Consider the following 24,947-nt stretch of genomic DNA (forward strand, 5'->3'; position numbering starts at 1 on the left):
ACTGCTGTCAGGCCAGATGCATCAGCTCTCGCTGTCGTCGACCTGCATGGCTTCGATCGAGATTTCGACATTGACGTCATCGCTGACAGCCGGCGCATAGGCCCCCATCCCGAAGCCCGACCGTTTCAGCGTCGTCGTGGCGTGGAAGCCAAGCCAGGGCTTGTCCTCCATCGGATGCGTCCCCGCCTGCGTCAGTTCGGCCTCCAGCACGACCGGCTTCGTGATCCCGTTGACCGTCAAATCGCCGGTGATCAGGGCGGTGCTGTCGCCGGTCACCTCGATGCCGGTCGAGGCAAAGCTGATCATTTCATTCTCTTCCGCCCCGAAGAAGTCGTCGGTCATGAAATGGGTATAGCGCGCCTCCCACCCGGTGAACATCTCGCGGGTCGGGATCGAAACCTCGACGGTGGAGGCTTCCGGTTCGTCCGGATCGAACGAAATTTCGCCTTCCCAGCCAGAGAAGATGCCCCACGTCGTCGAGAACCCCAGGTGCTGGTAAGAGAACAGAACCTGGCTGTGCCCGGAATCCAGAACATAGGTCTCCGGCTCCGCGGCGGCGGGCAGCGTCCCGGCCCCAAGCGCGGTGGCACAGGCGGCGGCGATGGCAAAGCGTTTCATGGTCGTGTGTCCTTTCATCTGGCTCAAACCTCGTGGGAAAGACATCGTCGCAACGGTCTTCCGGACAATTGCAAGCCACCCAACAGGACCTGTTCGGATGCGAACAGCCGGGCATGGAACCATCGCCGGACTTGCATTCCGGGCCCGGCTCTGTATAACGCGCGAACCCTTCCGAAAGACGTGAAACGGTGCAGCCTCTCGTGGGCGGGATGGAAGGTGTCGAATGGCCCCGCACTTTGAAGCGCACCCGAAAACAGAACTGGAGTGAACATGCCGCTTTACGAGCATGTCTTCATTGCGCGCCAGGACCTCTCCAACGCGCAGGCCGAGGGCCTTGTCGAACATTTCTCCACGGTGCTTGCGGATAACGGCGGCAAGGTCGTCGATTCCGAGTACTGGGGCGTCAAGACGATGGCCTACAAGATCAACAAGAACCGCAAGGGCCACTATGCCTTCCTGCGCACCGACTCCCCCGCACCCGCCGTGCAGGAGATGGAGCGCCTGATGCGGCTGCATGACGACGTGATGCGCGTGCTGACCATCAAGGTCGATGACCACGCCGAAGGCCCGTCGATCCAGATGCAGAAGCGCGACGACCGCGACCGCGGCGACCGTCGCGAGCGTCGTTGATCAACAGCCTGAGACAAGGAGCCTAAAACATGGCCGCAAAACCGTTTTTCCGCCGCCGCAAGGTCTGTCCCTTCTCGGGTGAGAACGCACCCAAGATCGACTACAAGGACACCAAGCTGCTGCAGCGCTACATCTCTGAGCGTGGCAAGATCGTGCCTTCGCGCATCACTGCCGTCTCGGCCAAGAAGCAGCGTGAACTGTCCCGCGCGATCAAGCGCGCCCGCTTCCTCGCCCTGCTGCCCTACGCCGTGAAGTAAGGAGAGGTCTGATGCAAGTTATCCTTCTGGAACGCGTGGCCAAGCTTGGCCAGATGGGCGAAGTGGTCTCCGTCAAGGACGGCTACGCCCGCAACTTCCTTTTGCCGCAGGGCAAGGCGATGCGTGCGAACGATGCCAACATCGCCCGGTTCGAGGCCGAGAAGGCGCAGCTTGAGGCGCGCAACCTCGAAACCAAGAAAGAGGCCGAGGCGCTGGGCGCCAAGCTCGACGGGCAGCAATTCGTCGTGATTCGCTCTGCCTCCGACGCCGGTGCGCTTTATGGCTCTGTCACCACCCGTGACGTTGCCGATGCCGCTACCGCCGACGGGTTCACGGTCGACCGCAAGCAGGTCGCCCTGACCGGCCCGATCAAGGACCTGGGTCTGCACGACGTGACCGTCACCCTGCACCCCGAGGTCGATGTGACCATTCAGGTCAACGTCGCCCGCTCGACCGAAGAGGCCGAGCTGCAAGCGTCCGGCAAATCGATCCAGGACCTCGCCGCCGAACAGGAAGCTGCCGCCGAATTCGAAATCGCGGAGCTTTTCGACGACATCGGCAGCGCGGCCGACGACGACGACAACCTCGTCGATACGATCGAGGATCGTGCCGACCGCGAAGAGGCCCCCCGCGAAGGCTGAGGCCCCTACCGCGTTTCGTGATTGTCCGAAAGGGCCGTTCCTTGCCGGGGCGGCCCTTTTCCTTTGTCGGTTGGCCGCTGGCCCGCGTTCGATATTGCGTTGCCGTCTACACGGGCGTAGCATTGTCGTGCCGATACGGCACCATTCCCAAAACCTGAGAAATCGAACCGGCGATGAACGCATGCGCGTCATGCGCATCTGTTCCGCGTTCCTGCCGGCCGAATCCGGAAAGGAGTCTTCCATGACCGATCTGATCGCCCGTGCGCGCGCCTTTGCAGAGGCGCAGCACGCGGGACAAACCCGCAAAGGGGCCGAGGCCGCGCCCTACATTACCCATGTTGCCGAGGTGGCCGAGATGGTCCAACGCTTCGGCGGACCGCCCGAGGCCGTCGCCGCCGCATTGCTGCATGACGTTGTGGAAGATTGCCCGCCGACCGACATCAAAGACATCGCCGACCGGTTCGGCGCAACCGTTGCTGCCATCGTCGCCGAAGTCACCGACGACAAGACCCTTCCCAAGGCAGAGCGCAAGCGGCTTCAGGTCGTCAATGCCGCCCGAAAGTCGCCCCAAGCGGCCCTGATCAAGATCGCGGACAAGACCAGCAATGTTCGTGCAATCGAACAGGCCCCGCCGACCGACTGGTCCACCGCGCGAAAGCTCGCCTATCTCGACTGGGCCGAACAGGTCGTCACCGCCCTGCCCCACCGACCGGTTGCGGCCATGACGGCATTCACCCGCGCGCTGGATGACACCCGCGCCGCCCTGACATGAAAAGGGCCGCCCTGAACGGACGGCCCAAACGCTTGCATATCTGGATGCGTGCTTATTCGTCTTCCAGCGCCTCGATGGCTTTTTCAAGGTCGTCCTTGCTGACTTCCTTCTCCGTCACCTCGGCCAGTTCGAAGATATAGTCGACGACCTTGTCTTCGAAGATCGGCGCGCGCAGTTGCTGCTGCATCTGCGGGTTCTGCTTGACGAATTCGAAGAACTGCCGCTCCTGCCCCGGATACTGGCGCGCCTGTGCCATCACCGCCTGGGTCAGTTCCTGATCGGTGACATTGACCTCGGCCTTGCGCCCGATCTCGGCCAGCAGAAGGCCCAGCTTCACGCGGCGCTCGGCAAGCTTCTGGTGTTCGTCGGTCGGCGTGATCTCACCATGGTCGTGCCCGGTGTCTTCGGGATGCTCGTCATGGTAAAGCTGATGCGCGATCTGCTTGGCCTCGGCCTCGACCAGGCTCGGCGGCAGGTCGAACGACACGGTGTCATCCAGAACATCCAGAAGCGCGCGTTTGACGATGGCGCGCGATGCGCCGGCATATTCGGCCTCCAGCCGCTCGGCCACCTGGGCCTTCAGTGCGGCAAGGTCGTCGGCCCCGAACTGCTTGGCCAGTTCATCGTCGATCTCGGCCGGTTTCGGCGCCTTGACGGCCTTGACCGTCACATCGAAGGTCGCGGCCTTGCCCTTCAGGTGGTCTGCGCCGTAATCGTCGGGGAAGGACACCTCGACGGTCTTTTCCTCTTCGGCTTTCACGCCGATCAACTGATCCTCGAAGCCAGGGATGAAGCTGGCAGAGCCGAGAACGAGCGGGTAGTCCTCCGCCGATCCGCCCTCGAACGGCTCTCCGTCGATCTTGCCGACGAAGTCGATGATCACCTGATCCTCTTCCTTCGCCTTCGATCCCTTGCGCCGGTCTTCATAGGTCGTGGCCGTCCCGGCCAGCTTGCCAAGCGCTTCCTCGATTTCGGCATCGCCGGCCTTGACGACCATCTTCTCCAGCGTGATCGCCTTCAGGTCGGGCTCGGTGATCTCGGGCAGCGCCTCATAGGTCATTTCGACCACGACGTCGTCGCCTTCCTTCCAGTCCTCGCCCTGCATCGTGACCTGCGGCTGCATCGCGGGGCGGTCGCCGGTTTCATCGAAATGGCTGCTCATCGCGCCGTCGATGGTTTCCTGCATGACCTCGCCAAGCACGCGCTGGCCGAACTGCTTTCTCAGCAGGGGCATGGGCACCTTGCCCTTGCGAAAGCCCTTCATCTCGACCTCGGGCTGTGCCTCGGCCAGCTTTTCGTTGACCTTCTCGTCAAGTTCTGCAGCGGTCACGGTGATCGTGTAGCCCCGCTTCAGGCCGTCATTCAGGGTCTCGGTGACCTGCATTGCGTATCGTCCTTCTCATTCGTTCTTGGTGCGGGTGGAGGGACTTGAACCCCCACGCCTTGCGGCGCCAGAACCTAAATCTGGTGCGTCTACCAGTTCCGCCACACCCGCAAAATCACCGGGGCAGCCCATGACGCCAAGGGCCGCCCCGTGAATTTCGGCATCTTCTATCAAACGCCAACTGCGGATGCGAGGGGAAAAACACCCAAAAGGGTTAAGGTCCTGCGCGTCCTGTCCGCCTGTGCCGGACCGGGTTACACCTCCCCTTGGGCAAGCGCCTGCAAGACGCCGGGCAACGCCTCTGGCAGGTCTTCGGCGATCAGCCCGGCGCCGAAACGGCGCGCGGCTTCGGCATGCAGCCATGCCGCATTCCGCGCCGCCGGATAGGGCGACAGCCCCCGCGCCAGAAGCCCCGCGATCATCCCCGCCAGCACATCCCCCGCGCCTGCCGTCGCCAGCCACGGCACGGCCCGGTCATAGAGCGCGGCATGGATCGACGCCTGACCATCCGGCGCGGCGATCACCGTGTCCGGCCCCTTCATCAGAACGATGCATCCGGCCAACCGGGCGGCCTCCCGCGCCGCATCGACCCGTGAATAGGCCGGCCCGTGTTGCGCCGGTTCGGCCAACCGCGCGGCGATGTCCGGAAACAGCCTTGCGAACTCTCCCCCATGGGGTGTCAGCACGCAAAGCGGATGCAGGGCCGAAAACAGCGCCTTGTCCCCCGCCACCAGGGTCAGCGCATCGGCATCCAGAACGGTGGGCCGTCCCGCGGCCAAAACGGTGGCCACCAGCTCCCCCTCCCGGTCCGACAGGCCCATGCCCGGCCCCACGCACAGCGCGTTCAGCCGCGGGTCCTGCAGCAACGCGGCAAGCGTTTCGGCTTCGTCACAGCGGCGCAACATGACGGCCGTCACATGGCAGGCGCACTCCATCAGGGCCGCCCCGGGTACCGCGAGCGTCACCAGACCCGCCCCGATCCGCAACGCCCCCCGGGCGGCAAGCCGCGCCGCACCGGTACGCCCGGCCCCGCCCGAGATCACAAGCGCATGGCCATGGCTGTACTTGTGCCCGTCCCCGGGTCGTTTCAGGACGGCGGTTGAGGGGCGCTCGACCGTTCGGAGACTCTCCGTCGCCCGCCCCGCAGGATCCTCGCGCTCTTCCGGGGGCGGTAACCCGATATCAACGAGTCTGAGCTTGCCACAAAGCCCCGCCCCGTCGGGCTGCCATCCGGCATCCGGTTGCAGAAAATGGCCGATCTTTGCCCTGTGAAACGTCACCGTCAGCGCCGCCGGCATGGCCGTGCCAAGGACCCGCCCGCTGTCGCTGCACATGCCCGACGGCAGATCGACCGCCACCGTCGGCGGCCCCGCGCCGTCCCCCCAAAGCCGCGCATAGGCGAGGAACGACCGAAGCGGGGGCGCGTCCGCGACCGGGCGGCTGAGCCCCGTGCCAAACAGGGCATCGATGAAAACCGCCGCCCCCAATGCGATCAGATCGTCCACGGATGCCATGTCGGCGGCGGCACCAACCGGCCCAAGCTCTTCCCAAAGCACACAATTCCGGCGTGCATCCAGCGGCAACCGCTCAGCCGCGCCGAACATGAACACATGCACTTGCCAGCCGCGCGCCTTCAGCAGGCGCGCAATGACGAACCCGTCGCCACCATTGTTGCCGGGCCCGCACAGAACCACCGCCACCGCAGGGGCCGCCCTCAACTCCGGCCATTCGTCCAGAATCGCGTCCACCACGCCGCGCCCGGCACGCTCCATCAGGCTCAGACCAGAGACCGCGCCCGACTCGATTGCGCTTCGTTCGGCGGCGCGCATCTGTGCCGCAGTCAATAATTCACCCATCTGATTGCCTCGGCGTTTCATTTCTGCTCAATACTCTGGCAGAGCGCTCATGTGACAGGCAAAGACCAGCTTCGCGCGAAGACGGGTCTTCTGCCCGAACTCTATGCAATTGTAGCCGGCATGGGGAAGTGCTCTGTCCCGTTTGACAATCACGGCGAGGAGGCCCTGCATGAAAAAGATCGAGGCGATCATCAAGCCCTTCAAGCTCGACGAGGTCAAAGAGGCCCTGCAAGAAGCAGGTGTCCAAGGCCTTAGTGTGATCGAGGTAAAGGGCTTCGGCCGCCAGAAGGGGCATACGGAGCTCTACAGGGGCGCCGAATACGTCGTCGATTTTCTGCCCAAGGTGAAAATCGAGGTCGTGCTGCCCGACGATCAGGTCGATACTGCTGTCGACGCAATCGTGAATGCCGCCAAGACCGAGAAGATCGGCGACGGCAAGATCTTCGTTTCCCCGGTGGAGCAGGCGATCCGCATCCGTACCGGCGAAACCGGCGAAGACGCACTCTAAGCCAAGCAAGACATTGTCAGGCCGGGCCAACCGGCAACCCAGGGACCATACCTAAGAAAAGGGGATGAAGGTCACATGAGCAAAGACGCAGTTCTCAAGACCATCAAGGACGAGGATGTCGCCTATGTCGATATCCGTTTCACCGATCCGCGCGGCAAGCTGCAGCACGTGACGGTGATGGCCGACCAGGTGGACGAGGATTTCCTTGAAGAAGGCTTCATGTTCGACGGCTCGTCGATCGCCGGCTGGAAGTCGATCGAAGCATCGGACATGAAACTGATGCCCGACACCGAAAGCGCCTATATCGATCCGTTCTACGCCGAAAAGACGCTGTGCGTGCACTGCTCGATCGTCGAGCCCGACACCGGCGAAGCCTATGACCGCGATCCGCGCGGCACCGCCGAGAAAGCCGAGGCCTACCTGAAATCCAGCGGAATCGGCGACGTCGCCTATTTCGGCCCCGAGGCCGAATTCTTCCTGTTCGACGACGTCAAATACGCCGTTTCCCCGAACAAGGTGGCCTATGAGATCGACGCCGACGGCGCCGCCTGGAACACCGACGCCGAGTTCGAAATGGGCAATACCGGCCACCGTCCCGACTTCAAGGGCGGCTACTTCCCGGTGAACCCCTCCGATGACGGGCAGGACATCCGTTCGGAAATGCTCTCGACGATGAAGCGTCTGGGCATGAACGTGGACAAGCACCACCACGAGGTGGCCACCACCCAGCACGAGCTTGGCCTGATCTTCGACAGCCTGACCAAGCAGGGCGACAACCTTCAGAAATACAAGTATGTCATCCACAACGTGGCGCTGGCCTACGGCCGCTCGGCGACCTTCATGCCGAAGCCGATCCAGGGCGACAACGGCTCGGGCATGCATGTGAACATGTCGATCTGGAAGGACGGCAAACCGCTGTTTGCCGGCGACAAGTATGCCGACCTGTCCCAGGAAGCGCTCTACTACATCGGGGGCCTGCTGAAGCACGCCAAGACGCTGAACGCCTTCACCAACCCGTCCACCAACTCCTACAAGCGCCTGATCCCCGGCTTCGAAGCCCCGGTTCTGCGCGCCTACTCGGCCCGCAACCGCTCGGGCTGCGTGCGGATCCCGTGGACCGAAAGCCCGAAGGCCAAGCGCGTCGAGGCCCGCTTCCCCGACCCGTCGGCGAACCCTTACCTGTGCTTCTCGGCCCTGCTGATGGCCGGTCTCGACGGGATCAAGAACAAGATCGATCCGGGCGAGGCGATGGACAAGAACCTCTACGACCTGCCGCCGGAAGAGCTGGAAGGCATCCCGACCGTCTGCGGCTCGCTGCGCGAAGCCCTGGAGGCGCTGGAAGCCGACCACGACTTCCTGCTGGCTGGCGACGTGTTCACCAAGGACCAGATCGGCGGCTATCTCGACCTCAAGTGGGAAGAGGTCTACGCCTTCGAACACTGCCCGCACCCGGTCGAATACAAGATGTATTACAGCTGCTGATCGACAGCGGAACCGGAACGATAGAGAGGCGCCTGCGGGCGCCTCTTTTTTTGTCTTGGCAAGGCACGCCAAGGCGCCGCCATGTCTGGTGTGAGAGAATGACCGCTTGTGCCAGCGGTGCCTTTGACGTCAGGGAACCGGGCATGGAGCGAAGGACGGTAGGCCCGCCCGCGTTATCGCCGGGCCGCCCGCACGGCGCGGTGCGCCGTTAAAGCGTGCGCGACAAACGGATCGCAGACGCACTTGGAACGATAAAGCGTGCAGGCTGGTCCGTTGGTGCGCCGCGCCTCGACCCCGCGATCGCCCCGCTCTCTTGAAGGTTCCGGCCACACCGGCAAGGGTCACAAAACAATAAAAGAAAACGCGGCCCCCAAAGGGCCGCGCTCCAACTCTGTAAGCGATCGGTCTTGTGCGTCAGGCGCGCAGCTTGCCGATCAGCTTCCACACCGCCGGGATCAGCAGTGCGGCCAGCGCCAGTTTCAGCGCGTCGCCGATCAGGTAGGGCGTCAGGCCCCAGTTGAGCGTCTGCGCCCAACCGGTGGTGAACTGGTTCAGCCACAGCACACCCGGCACATAGATCAGCGCGTTGCCGACCAACAGCGCCGCCGCCATCCCGAGGACCGAGCGGTCAAGCCCGCGCCGCGCCGCAAACCCCAGCGCCAGCGTCGCCAGCACGTAGCCCACAAGATACCCGCCGGTGCCGCCCATCATGTAGGACAGGCCGTTCACCTCGGCCGTGGACGAGGCGAACACGTCAAAGCCAAGCGCGCCCACCAGCATGTAGCCGAGGATCGTCACCAGACCCAGCCGCGGGCCATAGGCCGCGCCCAGCGTCAGCACCGCGAAGGTGCCCAGCGTGATCGGCACGGGCGAGGGCCACATCGGCACCCGGATCTTGGCCGCGACCGTCAGCAGGGCGATCCCGGCGACGACCAGCAGCGCCTGCTTCACGCGCCGGGCGGTGCCATGATCGGCAAGCAGATTTTCGGCAAGCACCTTGTCGGTGAGGGTATGGGCCATGGTTCGGTTACTCCCGTTGCATTCGTTCAGCCGGTTTTGCCCCAGCCCCCGCCAGCGCGCAAGCCCCCTCACCCCGCCGGCGCAAAGTCAGACCGCATGACATAGTCCTTTCGCGGGCCGCTGACCTGCCAAACGCTCGTCCACCGGGGCCACTGCGCGAAATCATAGCGCACGTGATATCGGTCCGGCGCGCAATCATGCATCGCCTCGGGGCGGTCACCGGGGCCGATGGCATGAAAGAACCGGCCATCGTTGAAGAACACCTCTACCCCGCCCGGACCCTGCCGCCAGAGATACTGCCGCTCTGCCGTCATCGGCGCCTGCCCCGGCAGGCAAAGCACGCCGCGCTCGACATACATCAGCCCGCCGTCGCCCGGCGAAAAGCACGCCCGCCCATCGAACCGAGCGTTCTGGCCGGCATATGCGTCGCGGATCTCTCGCGTCAGGGTCCAGTCGCCGACAAACTCTTCCAGATCCGGCATGATCGCGCGCTCCTTGCCCCGTCCTCCGCCAAGCGCTATCAGACCCTGCATTCCCGTTCCAAGCCAAGGCTCGCCGATGATCCCCCGTTATGCCCGCCCCGAGATGACCGCGATCTGGGACCCCGCCACCAAGTTCCGCATCTGGTACGAGATCGAGGCCCATGCCTGCGACGCACAGGCCGCCCTTGGCGTGATCCCCAAGGAAAACGCCGAAGCCGTGTGGAAAGCCAAGGATGTGGAGTTCGACGTCGCCCGCATCGACGAGATCGAGGCCGTCACCAAGCATGACGTCATCGCCTTCCTGACCCATCTGGCCGAACATGTCGGCAGTGACGAGGCCCGCTTTGTCCATCAGGGCATGACCTCGTCCGACGTGCTGGATACCTGCCTGAACGTTCAGCTTGCCCGCGCCGCCGACATCCTGCTGGCCGACATGGACAAGCTGCTGGCCGCACTGAAGCGCCGCGCCTATGAGCACAAGGACACGGTGCGCATCGGCCGCAGCCACGGCATCCATGCCGAACCCACCACGATGGGCCTGACCTTCGCGCGCTTTTATGCCGAGATGGACCGCAACAAGGCCCGCCTTATGGCCGCGCGGGCGGAAATCGCCACTGGCGCCATTTCCGGCGCGGTCGGAACCTTCGCCAATATCGACCCCGCCGTCGAAGAGCATGTCTGCAAGATGATGGGCCTGACGCCGGAACCGATTTCCACGCAGGTGATCCCCCGTGACCGGCACGCGATGTTCTTCGCCACCCTCGGCGTGATCGCCAGCAGCATCGAGAATGTCGCGATCGAGATTCGCCACATGCAGCGGACCGAGGTTCTGGAAGGGGAGGAATTCTTCTCTGCCGGGCAAAAGGGCTCCTCCGCCATGCCGCACAAGCGCAACCCGGTGCTGACCGAGAACCTGACCGGTCTGGCCCGGCTGGTGCGCGCCACCGTGATCCCGGCGCTGGAAAACGTGGCGCTCTGGCATGAGCGCGACATCTCGCATTCCTCTGTGGAACGCGGCATCGGGCCGGATGCGACCGTCACGCTCGATTTCGCGCTGAACCGGCTGGCGGGCGTGATCGACAAGATGGTCGTCTACCCCGAGAACATGTTGAAGAACATGAACAAGTTCAAAGGCCTGGTGATGTCCCAGCGGGTGCTTCTGGCGCTGACGCAGGCCGGGGTCAGCCGCGAGGACTCCTATCGCCTTGTTCAGCGCAACGCGATGAAGGTCTGGGAAGAAGGCAAGGACTTCAAGGAAGAGCTTCTGGCAGATGCGGACGTCACCGCGGCCCTTTCGCCGGCAGAGATCGAGGAAAAGTTCGACCTTGGCTATCATACCAAGCATGTGGACACGATCTTTGCACGGGTCTTCGGCGAAACGGCGTAAAGAGCGGCTTGGGGCAGCTTCCGCAACCTGAAGTGGCGCAGGGCAGTTTGGAAATCCGGATTTCCGTGCTACCTTGTGTCGCACATGGACTAGGGAGATGCACCATGACCTTCAGGATGATCGTCTCGGCGGGCCTTCTGGCGCTTGCCCCGACACTGGCACTGGCCGAGGGATGCGGCTGGGAGAAGAAGATGAATGCCAGCCAGTGCGGCCAGGGCCAGACCTACGACACCGCCTCGGGAACCTGTGTGGATCAGGCCACAAGCTGAGGCTTCCCAACATCAATCAGCCTTGATGGCGCGGTGCTTCACCGCGCCTTTTTCTTGCCCGAAACCCCGAATATTTCGCCCGAATAGTTCAAATGCTACGGGTCGCACGAAGCCATGCTTACTGCGCCTTAACGATGATCGGTCCAACTACCCGCAAAAGCGAATGGAGCGCAAAGTGAACAGCCTGGCGCAGTTTTCAGACTTCGGGGATGCCGCCCTGCCCCCGCCTTCCGGACTGACCCGCCGGCAGAAGGCGGCGATCATCGTGCGGCTGGTCCTGAACGAGGGGATCGAGTTTCCGATCGGAGAGTTGCCCGCCCAGCATCAGGCCGGAATTACCGACGCAATCGCCGATATGCGCTATGTCGACGACAACACGCTGCAATCGGTGATCATGGAATTCATCGCCGAGCTGGAACAGTTCGGCCTGTCCTTTCCCGGTGGCATCGACGGCGCGCTGGCCCTTCTTGGCGATCATCTCAGCCCCGAGGCTTCGGCCTATATAAAGGCCAAGCACGGGCGCATGGGCGGGCCGGACCCATGGGCACTTCTGTCCGCACAGGATCCCGCGAAACTTGCCGAACTGCTTGTCGACGAAGCCCCGGAAATCGGGGCGGTCGCGCTTTCGAAGCTGCCCAGCGACGTGGCCGCCAAGATCCTTGGGAACATGCCGGGGGCACAAGCCCGCCGCGTGGCGCTTGCCATTTCGAAAACCGGCAGCGTGCCGCCCAGTGCGGTCGTGCGGATCGGCAAGGCGCTGGCCGACCGGATGTCGGACACCCCTGTCGTCGCCTTCGATACCGAACCGGAACTGCGCATGGGCCAGATCCTCGATGTCGCCACGTCTGCCACGCGCGACGATGTTCTGGAAGGGATTGCAGAAGAGGACGAGGAACTGGCCAAGCGCGTCCGCATGGCCGTCTTCACCTTCGCCGACATCGCAACACGGGTCGAACCGCGGGATATCCCGTCGATCACCCGCGCCGTGGAACAGTCGGTCCTGATCACCGCAATGGCGGGCGCCGATGCAAAGTCGCAGGCCGCGGTCGACTTCATCCTGAACAACATCTCGCAGCGCATGGCCGACCAGTTGCGCGACGAAGTCTCCGAACGGGAAAAACCGTCTCAGGAAGAGGCCGAAGAGGCGATGTCGCAGATCACCAGCAGCCTGCGCGGGATGGAAGCCGCGGGCGAGATCACGCTGAAATCCGGCGCCCCGGAAGAGTGATGCCCAAACCCCTTGGGGGTGACGGGCGGCGGGTACGGGCCCTTGCGCGGCTTGTGCCCGGCCCTGCACTTTCCTATCACGGCGCCAGTCGACACCCCGGCAGGCAGAGGCATGACGGCAGCCGATGAAAAGGCGCGCAAGCAAAGCAGCACTGATCGCGGACTGGATCGTGGACCGTGCCTTGCGGGGGCTGATCGGGCTGGCGTTGCTGCTGCCCTATGACCGGCGCGTCGGCTTTGTCGGATGGGTGACCCGGGCGGTGGTTGCACCGCTTGCCGGGTACCTGTCCCGGGCCGAGGCGAATCTTCACCTCATCCACCCCCGGATGCCGAAGGCCGTGCGGCGCCGCATCGCGCGCGCCGTGGCCGACAATGCCGGGCGCACCCTGATCGAGAACTATTCCACGCAAGATTTCCTGGCGCGCATGGCCGATGCCACCCCGCATGGCCCAGGTCTTGCCGCGCTGGAGGCTGCCCGCGCCGCCGGCCGCCCGGTGATTCTCGTCACCGGCCATTTCGGGAATTACGAGGCCGCCCGTGCGGCCCTTGTCGCACGGGGGTTCCGCATCGGCGGTCTTTACCGCCCAATGGCAAACCGCTTCTTCAACGCCCATTACAAGCGCACGATGGAGGCGTTCGGCGGCCCGGTCTTCCCCCAGGGCCGCAAGGGCACGGCCGGTTTCGTGCGCCATCTGAAAGCCGGCGGCATCCTGGTTCTGCTGACCGACCAGCACGACCGGCGCGGCCCCGTCCTGTCCTTCATGGGCCACCCGGCCCGCACCGCGCTATCGGCCGCCGAGCTGGCCCTGCGATACGGGGCCGATCTGATTCCCTTCTACGCCCGCAGGCTGCCCGACGGGTTGTCCTTTGATATCGAGATCGAGGCGCCGGTTCCCCATACCGATGCGGAACAGATGACACAGGCCCTGAATGATCGGCTGGAAGCCCGGGTCCGGGCGGCGCCAGAGCAGTGGTTCTGGATTCACAGGCGCTGGAAAGTCGGCAAGGGCGGATAAGGCCCGCGACTCAGCGCATTTGCAGGGCTGCGAGGATCCGCCCCGGCCCCCGTTCCTGCACGATGGCCACGACGGGTTCGTCGCCGTCGGTCTCGACATCGACCACCAGCGGCTCCGCCCCGTTCCAGCGGGTGACGGCCTGCCACTGGTTCACGATATTGGTGTAAAGCAGGGTCTTGCCGGCATTTTCCCCGCGCTTGATCTCGACCGATTTCTCGGGGATGTAGCTGACGATCTGCAAGATGACGTCTTCGTCGAACACCCTGTCAGAGGTCACCGTGACCTTCACGTCGTTTCCATCCCGATCCATGTGGATGCTGACGGGGCTTTCCAGTTTATGATTGGCTTCTATCGCCGCGGCCAGGTCCATCGGGCGATAGCCGACCACGTGATCCGTTCCGCCAACGACCATCTGCGGCGTATAGACCGTCTTTTTCCCCGCCACGCGGGCATAGGCCTTTTGGCGCACGGTGTTGGCCGGGTCGGCAAAGACATCCTTCCAGCCGATATAGTCCCAATAGTCGACATGCAGTGCCAGCGGGATCACGTCGGTCCGCTCGGCCAACTCGGCGATCAACTCATCGGCCGGCGGACAGGACGAACACCCCTGCGACGTGAACAGCTCCACCACCACCGGTCCCCCGTCGGCGCGGGCCAGACCCGCGGCGGCGAGCCACGCAACCGTCAGGACCGAGATGAATTTGCGCATGTGTTTCGCCCCCGTCTCCCCTTGTCCAACTTACCTACCGGAGCCGGTGCACACCTGCCAATCAAGGATTCGGGAGCCTGCCGCGCGCATTGGCCGCTTTTCTGTGAACTTTTGTGCACCGTAGTATACAAAAAACGTCGATGCCCCCTTGAACGCCTTCAAACGTTAGGGCATGAGCAAGCGTAAACAGATACGCGCCCCTTATCACGGAGACCGACCATCCATGCCGATCATTGTTGGACAGGACACCGCCAAGACCCGCAAAACGCTCACCGCGGGGGGCAGCACCGTCGCCTACTACTCGATTCCCGCGGCCGAGGCGGCGGGCCTTGGCAACTTCGCCCGCCTGCCCGCGGCGCTGAAGGTCGTGCTTGAAAACCTGCTGCGCTTCGAAGATGGCAAGACCGTCAGCGTCGACGACATCAAGGCGTTCTCGGAATGGGCCGACAACGGTGGCAAGGCCCTGCGGGAAATCGCCTATCGCCCGGCCCGGGTGCTGATGCAGGATTTCACCGGCGTGCCCGCGGTCGTTGACCTTGCCGCGATGCGCGACGGGATCGTGGCCCTTGGCGGCGACGCGCAAAAGATCAACCCGCTGAACCCGGTGGATCTGGTCATCGACCACAGCGTGATGATCGACGAATTCGGCAACCCGCGCGCCTTCCAGATGAACGTGGATCGCGAATACGAACGCAACATCGAACGCTACACCTTCCTGAAATGGGGTCAGAAGGCGTTCAACAACTTCCGCGTGGTCCCGCCCGGCACCGGCATCTGCCACCAGGTGAACCTGGAATACCTTGCGCAAACCGTCTGGACCGACACCGACCAGAATGGTGAGGAAGTGGCCTATCCCGACACGCTGGTCGGCACCGACAGCCACACCACCATGATCAACGGTCTTGGCGTTCTGGGCTGGGGCGTCGGCGGGATCGAGGCCGAGGCCGCGATGCTGGGCCAGCCCGTGTCGATGCTGATCCCCGAGGTCGTCGGCTTCAAGCTGACCGGAGAGATGGTAGAAGGCACCACCGCGACCGACCTTGTCCTGCGCGTCGTCAAGATGCTGCGCGACAAGGGCGTGGTCGGCAAGTTCGTCGAATTCTATGGCCCCGGCCTCGATCACCTGCCGCTGGCCGACCGTTCGACCATCGCGAACATGGCGCCCGAATACGGCGCGACCTGCGGCTTCTTCCCGGTGGATGACGAAACCATCCGCTATCTGCGCCAGTCGGGCCGGGACGAGGGGCGCATCGCGCTGGTCGAAGCCTATGCCAAGGAAAACGGGTTCTGGCGCGGGCCGGATTACGACCCGGTCTATTCCGACACGCTGGAGCTGGACATGGGCGATGTCGTGCCCGCCATCTCTGGCCCGAAACGCCCGCAGGATCACCTGCCCCTCGACCAGGCGGCGGAGTCCTTCTTCAACGTGGTCGCCGAATACCGGGGCGAGGATGAAAGCCCCGCAGCCCAGGACATGCTGGCAGAGGCCCCTGCCCCCGACGTGCTGTCCGACCCGCGCAAGACCGCGAAAGTCGACGGCGAAGAGTACGAGATTCGCGACGGCGCGGTCGTGATCGCCTCGATCACCTCCTGCACCAACACCTCCAACCCCTATGTGATGATCGGGGCCGGTCTGGTGGCGCGCAAGGCGCGCGCGCTGGGCCTGACCGCCAAGCCGTGGGTCAAGACCTCTCTCGCCCCCGGGTCGCAGGTCGTCAGCGCCTATCTTGAGGCCGCGGAACTGCAAGAGGACCTCGACGCGCTGGGCTTCAACCTCGTGGGTTACGGCTGCACCACCTGCATCGGCAACTCCGGCCCCTTGCAGGAGGAGATCTCCAAGGCCATCCACGACAACGACCTGATCGCGACCAGCGTGCTGTCGGGCAACCGCAACTTCGAGGGACGGATCAGCCCGGACGTGCGCGCCAACTACCTCGCCTCGCCGCCGCTGGTCGTCGCCTATGCCATCGCGGGCGACATGAATGTCGATCTTACCCGCGACCCCATTGGGCAGGACAAGGACGGCAACGATGTCTTCCTGAAAGACATCTGGCCGACCCAGAAAGAGGTCGCGGACCTTGTCGAGAAGACCGTCACGCGAGAGGCGTTCCAGGCGAAATATGCCGACGTCTTCAAGGGCGACGAAAAATGGCAGGCGGTGGAGACGACCGAGCAGGAGACCTATGACTGGCCCGAGGCGTCGACCTATGTCCGCAATCCCCCGTACTTCCAAGACATGGGGATGGAGCCGGGCGAGATCACCGATATCGAGGGCGCCCATGCCCTTGCCGTCCTCGGCGACATGGTCACCACCGACCACATCAGCCCCGCGGGGTCGTTCAAGGACACAACGCCTGCCGGCCGTTACCTGACCGAACGGCAGGTGCCCCAGCGGGAGTTCAACTCCTACGGCTCCCGCCGCGGCAACCACGAGGTGATGATGCGCGGCACCTTTGCCAATATCCGCATCCGGAACGAAATGCTGTCCGGCGTGGAAGGCGGCTATACCAAGGGGCCCGACGGCAACCAGACCTCGATCTTCGAGGCCGCGATGGCCTGGCAGGAAAAAGGCACCCCGCTTGTCGTGATCGGCGGCGAACAATACGGTGCCGGGTCCTCCCGCGACTGGGCGGCCAAGGGCACCGCGCTTCTGGGCGTCAAGGCGGTCATCGCCGAAAGCTTTGAGCGTATCCACCGCTCCAACCTCGTCGGCATGGGTGTCATCCCGTTCGAATTCACCGGCGAGGATACCCGCAAAACGCTGGAACTGACCGGGGAAGAAACCTTCTCGATCAGCGGCTTGGCGGGCGATCTGAAACCGCAGGACGAGGTGCCCTGCACCATCACCTATGCGGACGGGTCGACCAAGACGATCACGCTCAAATGCCGGATCGATACCGCGATCGAGAAGGAATATGTCGAACATGGCGGTGTGCTGCACTACGTGCTGCGCAACCTCGCCAAATCGGCCTGATCCCGCGAACGGCGAAAGAACTTTCTTGAACTGAAAGATGCACCCCTGCCACGGCGGGGGTGTATTGCTTTTGGGCAAGGCATCGCTAAGCTCTGATCCGTCGATCAAAGCTATGTCACGATATGCCATCGCAAACCGTTTCCTACCCGCCCACAGCGCTCGCGAAGAACGCGACTCACAAGGAAAAGGGCGCATGGGGAGAGGCGGTTGTCGCCGCGCAGCTTTTTTCCAGCGGGGTCGACTGGATCTTCATCCTCGAAAACTCCCGCGGCCAGGGCTTTGACATCATCGCGCTGGAGGACGGCGCGACGCAGCGCGTTCTGACCTTCATCGAAGTGAAGTACAACACGTCGCGATTAAGCGCGCGTCAGAAAGAAGGCGGCGAAGCCTATGCCATCGCATCCATTTGCGAGGCATCGTTCCTCGAAAAGTTCGGCTCTGCCACCGACACGTCCAGAATCATGCGCAGGGTTGGACCGCCCGGCAAATCCGGTCAGGCCATCGTCACCGAAAGCAGCGCGACGGAGATCAGAGACGCGGTCATGACCCTGTTGAACGACCGTCCCGGCAAGCTGTCACAGACTGAAATCGACGAACTTCTCGTTCAGATGGGCGTCAATACGCCGATCACGCCCAAACCGGCCCGGCCTGCATGGCTGGGGCAAAACTCCATTCCGGTTGTGGTGAACTACCGCGTCAGCAGGGTCATGCCGGGCGGAAATATCCTCGACAGTCTTTGGCCCTGATCTGTGCGGCCCCGCCCGACGGGGGTCGACGGGCGCGCAACAGGGCCCGGGGGGCCGGAACCGAAGCCCTCCGGCGTTTCCAATCGCAGAACGCTGTGTTCACAGGGAATGAAAGTTAACGACCTATGAACGCCTCTGCCGCCGCGGTATCGTCCTGACAGTGCCAGAGAAAAGACATAGTCAGGGCGACGGGTCGTTGCCCGCATTTGACAAACGGGCCTTTATTTTTCGACCGCCCCGCCATCGTGCCGGGCACCGGCCCCGCGGCTATTGAGCCGCAGCTTTTTCCAGCGCGGGCAGTATGATCCGCGTCAGCACATCGGCAGTGATCGGACCGGCATGGCGAAGGTGTATGACACCTTCGCCATCCACCACGAAGGTTTCCGGCGCGCCATAGACACCCCAGTCGATCTTGGTCCGCCCGGTCGTGTCTTCCCCCAGCGCGGTAAAGGGATTGCCCTCCCGCTCCAGGTACCCGGTCGCGCGGGCGGGGGTGTCGTCATAGTTGATGCCGTGGATCACGATGCCCTGCTCTGCCATCGCCAGAAGCTGCGGATGCTCCTGCCGGCAGGCCACGCACCATGTGCCCCAGAAATTGACCAGCTTGGCGCCCGGCTCCCGCAGCACGTCATCGGTCAACAGCGGCACATCGGCCAGCGGCGCCAGGGCCACCCCCGGCGCCGCCTGCCCGATCAGGGTAGAGGGCAGCGCATTGGGATCCTCCCGCTGCATGCCGATGAAGAACAGGGCCGCAAGCCCGGCAAAGATCACCGGCGGCAGGAACATCAGGGGCGAGAGTTTCTTCTTGTCAGCCATCGGATTTCCTGCGTGCTTCGATTTCATCGAGTTGCCGGCGCACCCGCCCGCCCCGCCACAGCGACATCAGGATCAGCCCGACCATCAGGACCAGCGACACCCCATAGGACGACAGCACCGCGGCGGCGTATTTTCCAAGCTCCGGAATCATCCCATCCGCTCCCGCGCGACAAGCGCCTGAATGCGCCGGGCCCGTATCTCGGTTCGCGTGCGAAACAGAACCAGCGTGATGAACAGCAGAACGAACCCCGCGATGCAAACCAGAAGCGGCAGGTAATAGACGTTGGCCACGTTCTCTTCCTTGTCGAGCGAGAGAGAGGCGCCCTGATGCAGCCCCTGGTTCCAGAAATTCACCGCATAGCGAGACAGAACCGCAAAGACCGAGCCCACGATGCACAAAACGCTGGTCAGGTCGGCGGCGGCGTCGGGGTTCTCGATCGCCTCCCACAAGGCCATGTAGCCAAGGTAGAACAGGAACAGGATCAGGAAGGAGGTCAGTCGCGGGTCCCACGCCCAGTAGGTGCCCCACATCGGCTCTCCCCAGATCGCCCCGGTCACCAGCGCGATCAGCGTCATGGTCACCCCCACCGGCGCCGCCGCGCGGGCGGCAAGGGCCGACACATGGTGACGGCGCACCAGCCAGATCAGCGAGGCCACCAGCATCATCAGCCACGCATTGATCGCCATCAGCGCGGCGGGCACGTGGATGTAGATGATCTTGACGGTCGAGCCGAAATTCACAGCCTCTGGCGTCAGGAAGAACCCCCAGACCAGACCCACGGCAATGCAGAGCGCCGTGGCCACCGCAAAGAACGGCAGGACCACGTCGGTGGTGCGCATGAATTTCTGCGGGTTGGCATATTCCCAAAGCGACATGAGCGTTTCCTAGTGACGTTTCCGGTGGGCCTCAAGTGACGAGCACGTGAGCCCCCTAGCGCAGGTTGATACGGATCGCCGCAGCCGCGGCAAAGGGCAAAAGCGCCAGCGTCGCCAGCGTGATCCCCGCCAGCATCAAAAGCGGCGTGGCGGTCGCCATCCCGTCGGTACCGCGCGTGACGGTTTCGGCCCCGAAGATCAGCGTGGGCACGTAAAGCGGCAGCACCAAGAGCGACAGAAGCAGCCCGCCGCGTTTCAGCCCCACGGTCAGCGCCGCGCCGAACGTGCCGATCATCGACAGCGCGGGCGTGCCAAGCGCAAGGCTGACCACCAGCCACAGGTATCCGGTGCTTTCAAGATGCAACAGAAGCCCCAAGCCCGGCGCGGCCAGCGTCAGCGGCAGCCCCGTGGTCACCCAATGCGCCGCCGCCTTCATCGCCACGACGCCTTCCAGCGGGATCGGGGACGTCGCCAGCAGGTCAAGCGAGCCGTCCTCGTAGTCCAGCGCGAAGATCCGGTCGAGCGACAGTAGGCAGGCCAGAAGCGCCCCAACCCACAGGATGCCCGGCGCGATGGCCGACAGGATGGCACTTTCGGGGCCGACACCGAAGGGCACCAGAACGACAAGGATCAGGAAGAACGCCAGCCCCAGCCCGAAGCCGCCCCCGGCCCGGATCGCAAGGCTGAGGTCGCGAAGGAACAATGCGATCACAGGAAGGCCTCGTCAAAATGATCCAGTTCGCGCGGGACGGCGCGAAACTGCGCGACATCCAGTTCCCGCGCCTCGAACCCCAGATCGATATGGGTCGCGATCAGCGCGGCCCCGCCCCCCGCCAGATGATCGGCCACCGCCCGCCCGAAGAGCGCAACCGAGGCCACGTCGAGCGACACGGTGGGTTCATCCAGCACCCAGATCGGCCGCCCGGTGACCACCAGCCGCGCCAACCCCAGCCGCCGCTTTTGCCCGGCCGACAGGTTCTGAGCCTGCCGGTGGCGCAGATCGGTCAGGTTGAACGCCTCCAGCGCAGCCTCGATCCCGTCATGGGCAAAGATGCTGGCCCAGAAGGCCAGGTTTTCCGCGACCGTCAGGGTGCCCTTCAACCCGTCCGCATGGGCGGCATAGGCCATCGTCTCTGGCGGGACGGACACGGTGCCCTTGACCGGCGGCTGAAGCCCCGCAAGCGTGCGCAAGAGCGTCGTCTTGCCGATCCCGTTGGGCCCGCGCAAAAGCAGCGCCTGCCCGGCGGCCAGCGTGAAGCGGACCCCTTCCAGAACGGGCACGCCGCCCCGGGCACAGGCCAGATTTTCAACGATCATTTCCATGGGGGCGAGGCATAGCGCAAAGCCGGGCGGGCGGAAAGCGGCAAGCGGCAAGCGGGAGCTCCCGCCCGGGACCGGCGCGGGGCAAGCCCGCCTGGTCCCGGTTGGGCCGGGCGCGCCCATGCGGGCGCGTGCCTCCGGCGGGGGTATTTAGGCCAAGAAGAAGGCAGGCGCAGACGCTGGTACGCCGACGTCAGGCAGCCGGGCCGACGGGGAGGAGCGCGACGGCCACCCGCCGCCCTTCGGACAGCAGCACGTTGTAGGCGCGCGCGGCCGAGGGCGAGGCCATGATTTCGACGCCGAGCCCCGCCTCCTCCAGCCGCGGCTGAAGGCGGTTGGGCAGCGGCGCAAGGCTGTTGCCGGTCCCGATCAGAAGCACGTCGATCCGGCCGGCCAGCGCCATCAGCGGGGCTTCGTCGCCGGTTCCGCCCCAGTGGAGAAGCCGGCCGTCGGCGACAAGAACCGTGCCTTCCTGCACCTCACCGCCGACGCGGAAGAAACCCGGCCCGTAGCCGTCCACCGGCAGGCCCTGCGGGATGTGCATCTCGGAAAGTTTCATGGGATCCTTTCAACTGTCGAACAGCGGCAATCCGGCAAGGATTGACAGCGCGATGATGGCATAGGCGAGCCACCGGTAAAACCGCTCCCGCGTTGGTGTGAACAGCCGCTGACCGATCAGCAGCGCCAGAACGTAGGGCACCGCCACCAGCAGGCTGAGCGCGAGCGCCCGGCCCGAGATCATGTCCCGCAGCAGGAGCGTTCCCAGCACGCCGATATCGAGGACCATCAGGAACAGGATGGTGTTGGCCCGCACCCGCGCGGCACCCGCCGTGCCGGCAAGGTAGAACAGCATCACGGGCGGCCCGGCCAGCCCGGTCAATCCGCCCAGCCCGCCCGCCGCCGCGCCGATCCCGGCCAGACCCGGCCGCGTGACGGTGCCGTGATAGCGCCAGCCCGACAGAAGCGCGATCAGCGTCACGCTGGCCACGCCCGCAATGCCCCAGCGGATCGGAATCGGGTCAAGCACGGCCAGAAGCGCGACGCCAAGGGGCGCGGCCAGAACCGCCGCGGCCGACAGAATCCCGACCTCGGGCAGGTCGGCCTGCCGCACCGCGCGGGGGCCAAGCGTGCCCCATGTCGCGATATCGGCCAAGGTCAGGACCACCAGCGCCTCGACCGGGGGCAAGGCCCTTGTGGCGACCGGCATCACGATCAGCGCCGTGCCGAAGCCGGTGAAACCGCGGACAAGGCCCGCGGCGAGATAAACGGCGATCAGGAAGGGCAGGCCCGGGACCGCAAGCGCGGCCCCGAACGCCTCAGGCATCGACGTTGGCGAATTGCGTGCCCGCGCCGCCGTCGCTGTCCTTGGACCAGTCGCGTTTCACACCCAGCATCAACAGGATGTTCGACGCCACGAAGACCGACGAATAGGTGCCCACGACCACGCCCCAGATCATCGCGAAGACGAAGCCGCGGATCACGTCGCCGCCCAGGATGAAGAGCGCGATCAGCGCCAGCAGCGTGGTGAACGAGGTCATAACCGTCCGGCTGAGGGTTTCGTTGATCGAGAGGTTCAGCACCTCTTTCAACTCCATCTTCTTGTACTTGCGCAGGTTTTCGCGGACCCGGTCGAACACGACCACGGTGTCGTTCAGCGAATAGCCGACGATGGTCAGAAGGGCCGCGATGATCGCGAGGTCGAACTTGATCTGGATCGCGGCAAACACCCCGATGGTCAGGACCACGTCGTGGATCAGCGCCGCGACAGCGCCAAGCGCGAACTGCCATTCGAAGCGCAGCCAGATATAGACCAGCACCGCCCCGATGGCGGCCAGCACCGCAAGAACCGCGGTCTGTACCAGCTCGCCCGACACTTTCGGCCCGACGCTTTCGACGGACGGGAAGGTGATGCTGGGATCGACCGTTTGCAACGCCTCCTCGACCGCGGCGATCATCTGGGCCTGCGCGCTTTCCTGCCCTTCCTGCGCCTGGATGCGGACCTGCGCGACATGCTTGTCCTCGCCAAAGCCGGGATCGAAGACCTCGGAAATCGTGACATCGCCAAGGTTCAGCGTCGACAGGACGTCGCGATAGGCGCCGACATCGACGGGTTGCGCGCTTTCGGTGCGGATCGTGGTACCGCCGCGGAAGTCGATCCCGAAGTTGAGCCCGAGGATCAGGAACAAAAGGATCGAGGCCACGACCGCGGTCACCGATCCACCGAAGGTGAATTTCGCGGCGGCGAAGAAGTTCCAGTTCGTTTCGGAGGGGACGAGTTTCAGACGCATTGGGCCCTCACACGACAAGAGTTTTGGGGCGGCGACGGTCCAGCCACATCACGATCATCAGCCGCGTCACGAAGATCGCGGTGAAGACCGAGGTGACGATCCCAAGGCCGAGCGTCACCGCAAAGCCCCGCACGGGACCGGCGCCCATGACATACAGGATCACCGCGGTGATGAAGGTGGTGATGTTGGCGTCGATGATCGCCGACAGCGCGCGTTCATAGCCCAGTTCGATGGCCCGGGATGGCCCGCGCGCGGATTTCAGTTCTTCCCGTATGCGTTCGAACACCAGCACGTTGGCGTCGACCGCCATCCCGATGGTCAGAACGATACCGGCGATACCCGGCAGGGTCAGCGTGGCCCCGATCAGCGACAGAAGCCCGAAGATCAGCCCCACATTGATCAGAAGCGCCGCATTGGCGAACAGCCCGAACCGGCCATAGCTGGCCCACATGAAGCCCAGAACGGCGACAAAGGCCACGACGCAGGCGATCTTGCCCGCCTCGATGCTGTCGGCGCCAAGTTCCGGCCCGATGGTGCGTTCTTCCAGAAAGACCAGTTCGGCGGGCAGCGCGCCGGCATTCAGCAGCACGGCAAGCTGGGACGCGGTTTCGGGCGTGAAGGTGCCGGTGATCTGCCCCGACCCGCCCAGGATCGGCTCCCGGATCACGGGGGCAGAGATCACCTCGTCATCCAGCACGATGGCAAAGGGCTGGCCGACGTTTTCGGTCGTGTATTGGCCGAACTTGCGCGCACCAGAGGCGTTGAAGCGGAAACTGACCGAGGGCAGACCGTTCTGGTCCTGATCGGCAAGCGCTTGGGTCAGGTCCTCTCCGCTGACCACCGCGGCCCGTTCGAGGATGTAATAGACCCCCTCGTCGTCCATGTCCGGCAGCAGCACATTGCCCGTGCCCGGATTGTCGTTGGGGTTGGAGGTGCGCGAAACCACCGGATGAAAGGTCAGCTTCGCAGTCGTCCCGATCAGGGCCTTCAATTCGTCGGCAGAGCCGATTCCCGGCACCTCGATCAGGATGCGGTCGTTGCCCTGTTTCTGGATCGTCGGTTCGCGGGTGCCGACCTCGTCCACCCGGCGGCGCACGACCTCCAGCGACTGCTTGATCGTGCGGGTGTCGGTCAGCAGTTTCTCTGCCTCCGACAGGGTGACTATCAGCGTATCGCCCTGCCCCCGCACCTCGATATCGGAACTGCCGACGCCGGTCAGGCTGGTGACCGGGCGGGCGAGCTTTCTGACCGCGGCGATCGCCGTCTGCATCCCCTCGGGCTGAGAGATCCGGATCCGCAATTCATCGGGCGGGCCGTCCTGCCGGCGGATCGTGCCGACCTCGGCCCGCACCTCGCGCAGGGCGTCGCGCACATCGGTCCACATGCCGTCGATCCGGCCGGCATAGACCTGATCGACCTTCACTTCGGCCAGAAGATGCGCGCCCCCCCGCAAATCGAGGCCCAGATTGACGATGCCCGAGGGCAGCCATGACGGCCATGCCCCGCGCTGGGCGACGAGGTCTGGGGTTTCCCCCTGGTTTTCGATCAGCTTGACGGCCTGGTTATGCCGCTCCACCCGTTCGTAAAACAGGTTGGGCGCGGCCAGTGCCAGCCCGATCAGAACGACGGCCCAGATCGTGACCCGTTTCCACAGCGCGATGTTCAGCAT

At 64.3% G+C, this 24,947-nt stretch carries 27 protein-coding genes and 1 tRNA gene; 12 read left to right on the forward strand and 16 right to left on the reverse strand.

The genetic code is table 11. The annotated features are described in order from the left end of the window. Positions 1–21 precede the first annotated feature (21 nt). The gene (locus RGUI_RS01105) at positions 22–618 is read right to left on the reverse strand and encodes a YceI family protein (RefSeq protein ID WP_081531367.1); all 597 of its coding nucleotides are present in this window, start codon (positions 616–618) and stop codon (positions 22–24) included. A 270-nt stretch (positions 619–888) separates the two neighbouring features. Here RGUI_RS01105 and rpsF point away from each other — a divergent pair, with 270 nt between their 5' ends. From rpsF to RGUI_RS01125, 4 genes are all read left to right on the forward strand, one after another. Continuing rightward, positions 889–1,248 (forward strand): 30S ribosomal protein S6, encoded by a 360-nt coding sequence (gene rpsF / locus RGUI_RS01110; RefSeq protein WP_081531368.1) that lies wholly within the window; start codon positions 889–891, stop codon positions 1,246–1,248. 29 nt (positions 1,249–1,277) lie between these two features. Next, complete coding sequence (rpsR, locus tag RGUI_RS01115) at positions 1,278–1,505, forward strand: 30S ribosomal protein S18 (protein WP_081531369.1); 228 nt, start codon at positions 1,278–1,280, stop codon at positions 1,503–1,505. 11 nt (positions 1,506–1,516) lie between these two features. Next, complete coding sequence (gene rplI / locus RGUI_RS01120) at positions 1,517–2,146, forward strand: 50S ribosomal protein L9 (protein ID WP_081531370.1); 630 nt, start codon at positions 1,517–1,519, stop codon at positions 2,144–2,146. A 241-nt stretch (positions 2,147–2,387) separates the two neighbouring features. Further along, positions 2,388–2,918: an HD domain-containing protein gene (locus RGUI_RS01125; protein ID WP_172841050.1), complete on the forward strand. Its 531-nt coding sequence runs from the start codon at positions 2,388–2,390 to the stop codon at positions 2,916–2,918. 52 nt (positions 2,919–2,970) lie between these two features. Here RGUI_RS01125 and tig read toward each other — a convergent pair whose 3' ends face one another. From tig to RGUI_RS01140, 3 genes are all read right to left on the reverse strand, one after another. Further along, positions 2,971–4,302, reverse strand: a complete 1,332-nt coding sequence (tig, locus tag RGUI_RS01130; protein WP_081531372.1) for a trigger factor — start codon at positions 4,300–4,302, stop codon at positions 2,971–2,973. Between the two features lie 26 nt (positions 4,303–4,328). Beyond that, positions 4,329–4,413: transfer RNA gene (locus RGUI_RS01135), tRNA-Leu, on the reverse strand. 143 nt (positions 4,414–4,556) lie between these two features. Further along, the gene (locus tag RGUI_RS01140; protein WP_081531373.1) at positions 4,557–6,158 is read right to left on the reverse strand and encodes an NAD(P)H-hydrate dehydratase; all 1,602 of its coding nucleotides are present in this window, start codon (positions 6,156–6,158) and stop codon (positions 4,557–4,559) included. A gap of 169 nt (positions 6,159–6,327) precedes the next feature. Between RGUI_RS01140 and RGUI_RS01145 the strand changes: the two genes are divergently transcribed. Both RGUI_RS01145 and glnA read left to right on the forward strand, forming a co-directional pair. Beyond that, the gene (locus RGUI_RS01145; protein WP_081531374.1) at positions 6,328–6,666 is read left to right on the forward strand and encodes a P-II family nitrogen regulator; all 339 of its coding nucleotides are present in this window, start codon (positions 6,328–6,330) and stop codon (positions 6,664–6,666) included. Positions 6,667–6,741: 75 nt separating this feature from the next. Beyond that, positions 6,742–8,148 carry a type I glutamate--ammonia ligase gene (gene glnA / locus RGUI_RS01150; RefSeq protein ID WP_081531375.1) on the forward strand — a complete coding sequence of 469 codons (1,407 nt, stop codon included), beginning with the start codon at positions 6,742–6,744 and terminating at the stop codon, positions 8,146–8,148. A gap of 414 nt (positions 8,149–8,562) precedes the next feature. Here the strand turns inward: glnA and RGUI_RS01155 are convergent, their stop codons facing one another. Both RGUI_RS01155 and RGUI_RS01160 read right to left on the reverse strand, forming a co-directional pair. Then, positions 8,563–9,168 (reverse strand): biotin transporter BioY, encoded by a 606-nt coding sequence (locus tag RGUI_RS01155; RefSeq protein WP_081535912.1) that lies wholly within the window; start codon positions 9,166–9,168, stop codon positions 8,563–8,565. 68 nt (positions 9,169–9,236) lie between these two features. Further along, the gene (locus RGUI_RS01160; RefSeq protein WP_253798714.1) at positions 9,237–9,701 is read right to left on the reverse strand and encodes a DUF6314 family protein; all 465 of its coding nucleotides are present in this window, start codon (positions 9,699–9,701) and stop codon (positions 9,237–9,239) included. A gap of 25 nt (positions 9,702–9,726) precedes the next feature. Between RGUI_RS01160 and purB the strand changes: the two genes are divergently transcribed. The 4 genes from purB to RGUI_RS01175 all read left to right on the forward strand — a co-directional run bounded on the left by purB (position 9,727) and on the right by RGUI_RS01175 (position 13,549). Then, positions 9,727–11,037 carry an adenylosuccinate lyase gene (gene purB, locus RGUI_RS01165; protein ID WP_081531377.1) on the forward strand — a complete coding sequence of 437 codons (1,311 nt, stop codon included), beginning with the start codon at positions 9,727–9,729 and terminating at the stop codon, positions 11,035–11,037. 104 nt (positions 11,038–11,141) lie between these two features. Continuing rightward, a complete protein-coding gene (locus RGUI_RS21050) occupies positions 11,142–11,306 on the forward strand; it encodes a hypothetical protein (protein ID WP_156882831.1) in 165 nt (54 codons plus the stop codon). 163 nt (positions 11,307–11,469) lie between these two features. After that, positions 11,470–12,534 (forward strand): flagellar motor switch protein FliG, encoded by a 1,065-nt coding sequence (locus RGUI_RS01170; protein ID WP_172841051.1) that lies wholly within the window; start codon positions 11,470–11,472, stop codon positions 12,532–12,534. Positions 12,535–12,658: 124 nt separating this feature from the next. Further along, on the forward strand, positions 12,659–13,549 hold the full coding sequence (locus RGUI_RS01175) for a lysophospholipid acyltransferase family protein (RefSeq protein ID WP_081531379.1): 891 nt from the start codon (positions 12,659–12,661) through the stop codon (positions 13,547–13,549). 10 nt (positions 13,550–13,559) lie between these two features. Here the strand turns inward: RGUI_RS01175 and RGUI_RS01180 are convergent, their stop codons facing one another. Beyond that, positions 13,560–14,258: a thioredoxin family protein gene (locus RGUI_RS01180; protein WP_081531380.1), complete on the reverse strand. Its 699-nt coding sequence runs from the start codon at positions 14,256–14,258 to the stop codon at positions 13,560–13,562. Positions 14,259–14,481: 223 nt separating this feature from the next. Between RGUI_RS01180 and acnA the strand changes: the two genes are divergently transcribed. Together acnA and RGUI_RS01190 are read left to right on the forward strand one after the other, a co-directional pair. Then, positions 14,482–17,232, forward strand: a complete 2,751-nt coding sequence (acnA, locus tag RGUI_RS01185) for an aconitate hydratase AcnA (protein WP_081531381.1) — start codon at positions 14,482–14,484, stop codon at positions 17,230–17,232. Positions 17,233–17,354: 122 nt separating this feature from the next. Continuing rightward, positions 17,355–17,978 (forward strand): hypothetical protein, encoded by a 624-nt coding sequence (locus tag RGUI_RS01190; RefSeq protein WP_081531382.1) that lies wholly within the window; start codon positions 17,355–17,357, stop codon positions 17,976–17,978. A gap of 267 nt (positions 17,979–18,245) precedes the next feature. Here RGUI_RS01190 and RGUI_RS01195 read toward each other — a convergent pair whose 3' ends face one another. The 9 genes from RGUI_RS01195 to secD all read right to left on the reverse strand — a co-directional run bounded on the left by RGUI_RS01195 (position 18,246) and on the right by secD (position 24,947). After that, positions 18,246–18,794 (reverse strand): DsbE family thiol:disulfide interchange protein, encoded by a 549-nt coding sequence (locus RGUI_RS01195; protein WP_253798717.1) that lies wholly within the window; start codon positions 18,792–18,794, stop codon positions 18,246–18,248. Next, positions 18,787–18,945, reverse strand: a complete 159-nt coding sequence (gene ccmD / locus RGUI_RS01200) for a heme exporter protein CcmD (protein WP_081531383.1) — start codon at positions 18,943–18,945, stop codon at positions 18,787–18,789. The genes RGUI_RS01195 and ccmD overlap by 8 nt, the downstream gene beginning before the upstream one ends. Beyond that, positions 18,942–19,670 (reverse strand): heme ABC transporter permease, encoded by a 729-nt coding sequence (locus tag RGUI_RS01205; RefSeq protein WP_081531384.1) that lies wholly within the window; start codon positions 19,668–19,670, stop codon positions 18,942–18,944. The genes ccmD and RGUI_RS01205 overlap by 4 nt, the downstream gene beginning before the upstream one ends. A 55-nt stretch (positions 19,671–19,725) precedes the next feature. Next, positions 19,726–20,382 carry a heme exporter protein CcmB gene (gene ccmB / locus RGUI_RS01210; protein ID WP_081531385.1) on the reverse strand — a complete coding sequence of 219 codons (657 nt, stop codon included), beginning with the start codon at positions 20,380–20,382 and terminating at the stop codon, positions 19,726–19,728. Next, on the reverse strand, positions 20,379–20,993 hold the full coding sequence (gene ccmA, locus RGUI_RS01215) for a heme ABC exporter ATP-binding protein CcmA (protein WP_081535914.1): 615 nt from the start codon (positions 20,991–20,993) through the stop codon (positions 20,379–20,381). The genes ccmB and ccmA overlap by 4 nt, the downstream gene beginning before the upstream one ends. Before the next feature lie 190 nt (positions 20,994–21,183). After that, positions 21,184–21,549 (reverse strand): Mth938-like domain-containing protein, encoded by a 366-nt coding sequence (locus tag RGUI_RS01220; RefSeq protein ID WP_081531386.1) that lies wholly within the window; start codon positions 21,547–21,549, stop codon positions 21,184–21,186. A gap of 9 nt (positions 21,550–21,558) precedes the next feature. Next, a complete protein-coding gene (locus tag RGUI_RS01225; protein WP_081531387.1) occupies positions 21,559–22,314 on the reverse strand; it encodes a sulfite exporter TauE/SafE family protein in 756 nt (251 codons plus the stop codon). Beyond that, the gene (gene secF, locus RGUI_RS01230; RefSeq protein ID WP_081531388.1) at positions 22,307–23,278 is read right to left on the reverse strand and encodes a protein translocase subunit SecF; all 972 of its coding nucleotides are present in this window, start codon (positions 23,276–23,278) and stop codon (positions 22,307–22,309) included. The genes RGUI_RS01225 and secF overlap by 8 nt, the downstream gene beginning before the upstream one ends. Before the next feature lie 7 nt (positions 23,279–23,285). Continuing rightward, entirely contained in the window at positions 23,286–24,947 is a 1,662-nt protein-coding gene (secD, locus tag RGUI_RS01235; RefSeq protein ID WP_081531389.1) for a protein translocase subunit SecD, read from the reverse strand.

The sequence above is a fragment of the Rhodovulum sp. P5 genome (assembly GCF_002079305.1).
Lineage (GTDB): Bacteria > Pseudomonadota > Alphaproteobacteria > Rhodobacterales > Rhodobacteraceae > Rhodovulum.

What these genes read in the sequence shown, in the direction of transcription:
- RGUI_RS01105 (WP_081531367.1), bottom strand. Translation starts at nt 618, where the DNA reads ATGAAACGCTTTGCCATCGCCGCCGCCTGTGCCACCGCGCTTGGGGCC.
- rpsF (WP_081531368.1), top strand. Translation starts at nt 889, where the DNA reads ATGCCGCTTTACGAGCATGTCTTCATTGCGCGCCAGGACCTCTCCAAC.
- rpsR (WP_081531369.1), top strand. Translation starts at nt 1,278, where the DNA reads ATGGCCGCAAAACCGTTTTTCCGCCGCCGCAAGGTCTGTCCCTTCTCG.
- rplI (WP_081531370.1), top strand. Translation starts at nt 1,517, where the DNA reads ATGCAAGTTATCCTTCTGGAACGCGTGGCCAAGCTTGGCCAGATGGGC.
- RGUI_RS01125 (WP_172841050.1), top strand. Translation starts at nt 2,388, where the DNA reads ATGACCGATCTGATCGCCCGTGCGCGCGCCTTTGCAGAGGCGCAGCAC.
- tig (WP_081531372.1), bottom strand. Translation starts at nt 4,302, where the DNA reads ATGCAGGTCACCGAGACCCTGAATGACGGCCTGAAGCGGGGCTACACG.
- RGUI_RS01140 (WP_081531373.1), bottom strand. Translation starts at nt 6,158, where the DNA reads ATGGGTGAATTATTGACTGCGGCACAGATGCGCGCCGCCGAACGAAGC.
- RGUI_RS01145 (WP_081531374.1), top strand. Translation starts at nt 6,328, where the DNA reads ATGAAAAAGATCGAGGCGATCATCAAGCCCTTCAAGCTCGACGAGGTC.
- glnA (WP_081531375.1), top strand. Translation starts at nt 6,742, where the DNA reads ATGAGCAAAGACGCAGTTCTCAAGACCATCAAGGACGAGGATGTCGCC.
- RGUI_RS01155 (WP_081535912.1), bottom strand. Translation starts at nt 9,168, where the DNA reads ATGGCCCATACCCTCACCGACAAGGTGCTTGCCGAAAATCTGCTTGCC.
- RGUI_RS01160 (WP_253798714.1), bottom strand. Translation starts at nt 9,701, where the DNA reads ATGCAGGGTCTGATAGCGCTTGGCGGAGGACGGGGCAAGGAGCGCGCG.
- purB (WP_081531377.1), top strand. Translation starts at nt 9,727, where the DNA reads ATGATCCCCCGTTATGCCCGCCCCGAGATGACCGCGATCTGGGACCCC.
- RGUI_RS21050 (WP_156882831.1), top strand. Translation starts at nt 11,142, where the DNA reads ATGACCTTCAGGATGATCGTCTCGGCGGGCCTTCTGGCGCTTGCCCCG.
- RGUI_RS01170 (WP_172841051.1), top strand. Translation starts at nt 11,470, where the DNA reads ATGGAGCGCAAAGTGAACAGCCTGGCGCAGTTTTCAGACTTCGGGGAT.
- RGUI_RS01175 (WP_081531379.1), top strand. Translation starts at nt 12,659, where the DNA reads ATGAAAAGGCGCGCAAGCAAAGCAGCACTGATCGCGGACTGGATCGTG.
- RGUI_RS01180 (WP_081531380.1), bottom strand. Translation starts at nt 14,258, where the DNA reads ATGCGCAAATTCATCTCGGTCCTGACGGTTGCGTGGCTCGCCGCCGCG.
- acnA (WP_081531381.1), top strand. Translation starts at nt 14,482, where the DNA reads ATGCCGATCATTGTTGGACAGGACACCGCCAAGACCCGCAAAACGCTC.
- RGUI_RS01190 (WP_081531382.1), top strand. Translation starts at nt 17,355, where the DNA reads ATGCCATCGCAAACCGTTTCCTACCCGCCCACAGCGCTCGCGAAGAAC.
- RGUI_RS01195 (WP_253798717.1), bottom strand. Translation starts at nt 18,794, where the DNA reads ATGGCTGACAAGAAGAAACTCTCGCCCCTGATGTTCCTGCCGCCGGTG.
- ccmD (WP_081531383.1), bottom strand. Translation starts at nt 18,945, where the DNA reads ATGATTCCGGAGCTTGGAAAATACGCCGCCGCGGTGCTGTCGTCCTAT.
- RGUI_RS01205 (WP_081531384.1), bottom strand. Translation starts at nt 19,670, where the DNA reads ATGTCGCTTTGGGAATATGCCAACCCGCAGAAATTCATGCGCACCACC.
- ccmA (WP_081535914.1), bottom strand. Translation starts at nt 20,993, where the DNA reads ATGGAAATGATCGTTGAAAATCTGGCCTGTGCCCGGGGCGGCGTGCCC.
- RGUI_RS01220 (WP_081531386.1), bottom strand. Translation starts at nt 21,549, where the DNA reads ATGAAACTTTCCGAGATGCACATCCCGCAGGGCCTGCCGGTGGACGGC.
- RGUI_RS01225 (WP_081531387.1), bottom strand. Translation starts at nt 22,314, where the DNA reads ATGCCTGAGGCGTTCGGGGCCGCGCTTGCGGTCCCGGGCCTGCCCTTC.
- secF (WP_081531388.1), bottom strand. Translation starts at nt 23,278, where the DNA reads ATGCGTCTGAAACTCGTCCCCTCCGAAACGAACTGGAACTTCTTCGCC.
- secD (WP_081531389.1), bottom strand. Translation starts at nt 24,947, where the DNA reads ATGCTGAACATCGCGCTGTGGAAACGGGTCACGATCTGGGCCGTCGTT.